A 6,327-nucleotide genomic window follows, 5' to 3' on the forward strand; every position below is an offset into this window, starting at 1 on the left:
CCGGTCCTCCCGGCCCGGAAGATCCCCGCCTTCCGCTCGATGTGGCAGGAGGGCCCGTGGGTGCGGCTGGCGGTGACGCTCAGCGTTGTCGGCATCCTCGCCCACGTGATCGCGGTCCTCACCCGCGGGCTGGCGGTGCACCGCGCGCCCTGGGGCAACATGTACGAGTTCGTCACCGCGCTCACCTGCGTAGCGGCGATCTTCTTCCTCTACATCATGATCCGCTACCGTGCCTGGGCGCTCGGCGTGTTCGTGATGGGCTCGGTGGTCGTCGCGCTCGGGCTCGCCGAGACGGTCATCTACACCGCGGCGGGCCCGCTCGTGCCCGCGCTGCAGTCGTACTGGCTCAGCATCCACGTGACCGCGATGACGCTGTCGACCGGCATCTTCTTCGTCGCGGCGGTGCTGGGGATCATGTACCTGGTCGCGGAACGGTACCGGGCCCGGATCGCGGCAGGCAAGGCGGAGCCGGGCAACGGGCTGCTCGACCGGATCCCGCCGTCCGCGACGCTGGACAAGCTGACCTACCGGACGGTGATCTTCGGATTCCCGGTCTGGACATTCGGCGTCATCGCCGGCGCGATCTGGGCGGACCAGGCATGGGGCCGCTACTGGGGCTGGGACCCCGTCGAGACCTGGGCGTTCATCACGTGGGTGCTCTACGCCGCCTACCTGCACGCGCGCGCCACGGCGGGCTGGCGCCGCTTCGCGAACTACGTCCAGCTCCTCGGCTTCGCCAGCCTGGCGTTCAACATCCTGGTCGTCCAGGTCTTCATCACCGGCATGCACTCCTACGCCGGCGTCGGCTGACCGGCGCGCAGCCTGCGCCCGGCGGGCGAGATAGCTGGTCCCGCTTGAGGTTGCCGCGCGTGCTGGCGGCGGGGCCTGTTGCAATCTCGGGAAGCTGAGGGGCTGCGTCGCCGCTCCCTCGGGTGCATGTCAGCTGGTCAGCTGATGTGCGTGTGAGCAGTGCGGCAAGGGCGTGGCAGGCTGGCCGGTGCCCGGGCGGCTGTCCGGCGGGCGTCTCAGATTGTGGGACGGCGTCGGGAACTTAGGACCCGGGCCGCAGCTTTATTGCCCGTTTTATGCCGATTTCCGGATGCCGCTCGGCTCCTATCTTGGGCAGCGCCCGCGGACCGCGCCCGGTATGGGTGGTTTGTCCGCTGGCAGGCTGGGCGGCTTAAGTTCCTGGCATTGCAACCCTATTGGCGGCGTGGCCCCCACCGCTAAAGACGCCGCGAACCGCAGCGGCGGCCGCACGGGCCGCAGCGCCGGACCGCGCCCCGCCGCCCGGCCGCGACGAGCCGCCTTCCCCGCGCGACCCGGTTCCGCCTGGCGGACAGCAACCGGCGGACAGCAACCCGCGGACAGAAATTGGCCACTGCCCGCCCCGCGCATAAAGACATACGCCGTTCTCGACAGTCGGCATAAGTAGAACGCAGTCACACTGGTACCGTGAGCTTAGGCTCTGGAGCGGACGGATGTTCGGTGCGACGAAACTACCTGCAGGAATTAGCGGACCGGTCTGTGATGGAAGCGCTGCGGTGGGTAAAATGTCCGACCAAGACAGAGCCCGCGCGAAACATCCTTGATTATGGAAAAAACAGCCGATACATCCCATAAAGCGCATATGTCATGCGGCATGCGCCGCACGGCGCGCTCGGCGCATGAAGTGCGCGGATGGCTGGCAGCGTCGCCGGCCGGGTGCGACGCCGAAACACGGCGGGCGGAAGCCGACGACGACAGCGGGTGCAATGCCGCGGGCAGACCCGGCGGGCCTCGCCCGCTCGCCCAGGTTACGGGGGCTGCTGAGATTACGAGGATTGCTGAGACTACAACGGCCGCGAGGGCCGCCGGGGCCGCGAGGGCCGCCGGGCCAGCGGAGACCAGGCCGAGCGTGGTTTCCGCCCCACGCATGCGGGAATGTGCCGTTACGCCAGCATGTCAGCGTTGCGTCCCTGCGTGTATGGTTGACCCGTCGGCGCGGCGCGAGACGGGTGCGCGGCGTCCTGGCTGCCGGACGCGACTGACTCGCGGGAGCGGCGTCCGGCTCCCGGTACGGGGAACACGGCGGGACGGGCGGCGAGGTGCCCGCGCAGCGCACTGCCACGAACTCGGAAATAGACAGGGGGCATATGGTGCGGCAAACGGGACAGCCATTCAGCGGGCGCCCCGGATTTCGCGGCTATCACTGTGCGAGAGCCTGAGTAACGTCCAGGACCTGCTGGCAGCTACCTTGGGTAATCGTTCGATCGCCTACAGTAATATATTTGGATTTGTGATGACATAAACGGAGGTTCGCGTTGCCGAAAGGGTGCTTGACTCGCTAGTTTCCCCTCCCGTCCAACCTTTTTCACGACGAAACCCGAGGTGACCCCGAGTGGCTCTTCCTCCCCTTACTCCCCAACAGCGCGCCGACGCCTTGCAGAAGGCTGCGATAGCGCGCAAGGAACGCGCCGAGGTGAAGAATCGCCTCAAGCGCGGCGCGACGACCCTGTCCGAGGTCATCAAAGACGGGTCTACCGACGACGTCATTGGCAAGATGAAGGTCTCGGCCCTGCTCGAGTCGCTGCCAGGTGTCGGCAAGGTCCGCGCGAAGCAGATCATGGAGCGGCTCGGCATCGCCGAATCCCGCCGGGTGCGCGGCCTCGGAGCGAACCAGCGGGCGGCCCTCGAGCAGGAGTTCGGTGCCGATATCTGAACCTGGCAGTCGGCGCCGCACGCGGTCGGCACGGGCGCGAGGGCATGGCTGTCCCGCCCGGCGGTAAAGAGCGCGAGGCGGTAGCCGCAAGGGGAGCCGCGCCCGTCGGCGTCGGCGCGCCCGCGGCGCGGAGGAATTCACGACTGACTGTGCTCTCCGGACCCTCCGGGGTCGGGAAGAGCACAGTCGTCGCGGAACTTCGCCGCCGCAGCCCGGAGATCTGGATTTCTGTTTCCGTCACTACCCGAAGCCCGCGGCCGGGAGAAGTGGACGGGCGGGAATATCATTTTGTGGATGACCGCGAGTTTGACCGCATGGCGGCGGCCGGAGAACTTTTGGAGCGGGCCGAGTTCGCGGGCAACAAATACGGCACCCCACGGGAACCGGTGCGGCGGCAGCTTGAGCACGGCGTGCCGACGCTGCTGGAGATCGACATAGCGGGCGCCCGGCAGGTCCGCCAGGCGGTCAAGGGCGACGCCCTGTTCGTGTTCCTTAAGCCCCCGTCCTGGGCGGAACTGGTGCGCAGGCTGACCGCCCGCGGTACCGAGCCACCCGAGGTCGTGGAGCGGCGCCTGGCGGTAGCACGGGAAGAACTCGCCGCGGCCAGCGAGTTCGACGTGACGCTGGTGAACACTTCCGTCCAGGAGGTCTGCCGGCAGATGGTAACGTTGATTAACAGCGATCAATGAGGAAGGCCTAACGTGGCAGGGACCCCGTCCGCAGACGGCATCATCAACCCGCCGATCGACGAGCTCTTGGATGTCGTGGACAGCAAGTACCAGCTCGTGATCATGGCGGCTAAGCGGGCGCGCCAGATCAACGCCTACTACTCGCAGCTCGGCGAGGGCCTGCTTGAGTACGTCGGCCCGCTGGTTGAGACGCGCGTCCAGGAGAAGCCGCTGTCCATCGCCCTGCGCGAGACCCGCGAGCGGCTCCTCAAGGTGGAGTCCGCGGAAGCCTGAGGCGCGGCGTCCCGGCCTCCCGGCCGCCCAGGCACGGCCGACATGGCGCGAGTCATCCTTGGCGTCGGCGCGGGAATCGCCGCGTACAAAGCATGCGAGCTGCTGCGCCTGCTGAAGGAAGCCGGCCACCGGGTGCGCGTCGTTCCCACCCCGGACGCGCTCCGCTTCGTTGGCGAGCCGACGTGGGCGGCGCTGTCGGGCGAGCCGGTGACCACCGAGGCGTGGTCTGACGTGTCCGAGGTGCCGCACGTCCGGCTGGGGCAGACAGCGGATCTGGTCCTCGTGGCGCCCGCGACCGCGGACCTGCTCGCCCGCGCCGCCGTCGGCATGGCGTCGGACCTGCTCACCGCGACGCTGCTGACCGCGCGCTGCCCGGTCGCCTACGCGCCCGCGATGCACACCGAGATGTGGGAGCACCCGGCCACCCAGCACAACGTGGCCACCTTGCGCGAGCGCGGCGCCATCGTCATCGATCCCGCCGTCGGCCGGCTGACCGGCCCGGACACGGGCAAGGGACGGCTGCCCGAACCAAGCGAACTGTTCGCGCTGGCGGAATCAATTCTTTCCTCCCGAACGGACAGTGGCGCCTCCCCAGCCTCCGCTCAGGCGCGGAACGGCGCGCAGCCGGCCCGCGAGCAGGCCCTGGCTGGCCGCAGGGTCCTGATCTCCGCGGGCGGAACGCGCGAGGAACTCGACCCGGTCCGATTCCTCGGGAACTGGTCCACGGGCAGGCAGGGCTACGCCTTCGCCCGGTCGGCGATCGCCCGCGGCGCGGACGTGATCCTAGTCGCCGCGAACGTGGAACTCGCCGACCCCGCCGGGGTGGAGGTCATCCGGGTGGTGTCGGCGCGCGACATGCACGCCGCGATGCTCGCCGAGGCCGCGGCGGCCGACGCGATCGTGATGACCGCCGCGGTCGCCGACTTCCGCCCGGTGACTCGCAGCGATTCGAAGATCAAGAAGGACGGCCGGGTACCTGACCCCATCGCGCTCACCGAGAACCCGGACATTCTGGCCGACCTGTCAGCCCGCCGCGCGGCGTACGGCCCGGCGAACCAGGTGGTGGTCGGATTCGCGGCCGAGACCGACCCAGACATGAACGCCGCGCAGGCGAAGCTGGCCCGCAAGGGATGCGACCTGCTCGTGGTCAACCCAGTGGGAAACGGGCGCGGCTTCGGCAGCGGCGACAACGAGGCCATCGTGCTCGGCGCGGACGGGACGCAGACGCCCGTACCACGGCGGTCCAAGGACGCGCTCGCCGATATTGTGCTCACGCTTGTAGCGGCGCGCCTGAAGTTAGTGAGCTACCACATTGACGACTCCTTCCGGCTAGACTCGGCGGGTCGCGACTTATGGATGGAGACGAACGTGGCCCGTCGGCTGTTTACCTCGGAATCGGTTACGGAAGGTCATCCCGACAAGATGGCCGACCAGATCAGTGATGCCGTCCTCGACGCGATGATCAAGGACGATCCCGACAGCCGGGTGGCGGTGGAGACGCTGGTCACCACGGGGCAGGTCCACGTGGCGGGTGAGGTCACGACCAAGACATATGTGGATATACCCGGCATAATACGCGAGAAGATCCTGCAGATCGGATACGACTCCTCGGCCAAGGGGTTCGACGGGGCGTCGTGCGGCGTGTCCGTCTCGATCGGCTCGCAGTCCCCCGACATCGCCCAGGGGGTGTCTGACGCGTTCGAGTACCGCGAGGGCGAGGGCACCGACGACCACGACAGGCAGGGCGCCGGCGACCAGGGCCTGATGTTCGGGTACGCCTGCAGGGAAACTCCCGAGCTAATGCCGCTGCCGATCATGATGGCGCACAAGCTCGCCAGGCAGCTCGCGCAGGTGCGCCGTTCCGGCACGGTCCCCTACCTGCGTCCCGACGGCAAGACGCAGGTGACCGTCGAGTACGCGGGGGATCGGGGGGTTCCGGTCAGGCTGGACACGGTTGTCGTTTCCACGCAGCACGCGCCGGACATCAACCTGAAGGAACTGCTCGCCCCGGACGTCAAGGACTACGTCGTGGAGCCGGTGATCGCCGGCTTCGACATCGACACGACCGGGTACCGGCTGCTCGTCAACCCGACCGGGCGGTTTGAGACCGGAGGCCCGATGGGCGACGCCGGCCTGACCGGACGCAAGATCATCATCGACACCTATGGCGGCATGGCCCGTCATGGCGGCGGGGCGTTCTCCGGCAAGGATCCCTCGAAGGTGGACCGCAGCGCCGCGTACGCGATGCGCTGGGTCGCCAAGAACGTGGTGGCGGCGGGCCTGGCCGACCGGTGCGAGGTGCAGGTCGCCTACGCCATCGGCAAGGCCGCGCCGGTCGGGCTGTACGTGGACTGCCTCGGCACCGAGCGGGTGCCGCAGGACCGGATCGCCGATGCGGTGCTGCGGGTCTTCGACCTGCGCCCGGCGGCCATCATCGCCGACCTGGACCTGCTGCGGCCGATCTTCGGCCGCACCGCGTGCTACGGCCATTTCGGTCGCGAGGAGCCCGACTTCTCCTGGGAGCGCACCGACCGGGCCGCGGCGCTGGCAGCCGCCGCCGGCCTGTAGCGCGTATTGGCTTATTCGTGGTTATCCAGACATTCCTTTCGTGCTGCTTTACCATCTTTACCAACTCTCCGAAAGCCGATCCGATGCGGGCCTGGT

General features: G+C 68.4%; 5 protein-coding genes and 1 pseudogene. All 6 read left to right on the forward strand.

From position 1 onward, the window contains the following. Nucleotides 1-810: c-type cytochrome biogenesis protein CcsB (ccsB, locus tag Q1N79_RS22780; RefSeq protein WP_300612217.1), on the forward strand; the 810-nt coding region annotated here is incomplete at its 5' end. A 1,570-nt stretch (nucleotides 811-2,380) separates the two neighbouring features. Further along, nucleotides 2,381-2,701: an integration host factor, actinobacterial type gene (gene mihF / locus Q1N79_RS22785; RefSeq protein ID WP_300612219.1), complete on the forward strand. Its 321-nt coding sequence runs from the start codon at nucleotides 2,381-2,383 to the stop codon at nucleotides 2,699-2,701. Between the two features lie 143 nt (nucleotides 2,702-2,844). Further along, complete coding sequence (gene gmk, locus Q1N79_RS22790) at nucleotides 2,845-3,390, forward strand: guanylate kinase (RefSeq protein ID WP_300612223.1); 546 nt, start codon at nucleotides 2,845-2,847, stop codon at nucleotides 3,388-3,390. A gap of 12 nt (nucleotides 3,391-3,402) precedes the next feature. Further along, complete coding sequence (gene rpoZ / locus Q1N79_RS22795) at nucleotides 3,403-3,663, forward strand: DNA-directed RNA polymerase subunit omega (RefSeq protein WP_300612221.1); 261 nt, start codon at nucleotides 3,403-3,405, stop codon at nucleotides 3,661-3,663. Between the two features lie 42 nt (nucleotides 3,664-3,705). Continuing rightward, nucleotides 3,706-4,956, forward strand: a pseudogene (locus Q1N79_RS22800) (bifunctional phosphopantothenoylcysteine decarboxylase/phosphopantothenate synthase); the annotation flags it as partial. A gap of 75 nt (nucleotides 4,957-5,031) precedes the next feature. Then, nucleotides 5,032-6,231 (forward strand): methionine adenosyltransferase, encoded by a 1,200-nt coding sequence (metK, locus tag Q1N79_RS22805; protein ID WP_300612225.1) that lies wholly within the window; start codon nucleotides 5,032-5,034, stop codon nucleotides 6,229-6,231. The last annotated feature ends 96 nt before the right edge of the window (nucleotides 6,232-6,327 follow it).

Origin of the sequence: Trebonia sp., assembly GCF_030042015.1 — a bacterium.
In the GTDB taxonomy this organism is placed as follows: domain Bacteria; phylum Actinomycetota; class Actinomycetes; order Streptosporangiales; family Streptosporangiaceae; genus Trebonia.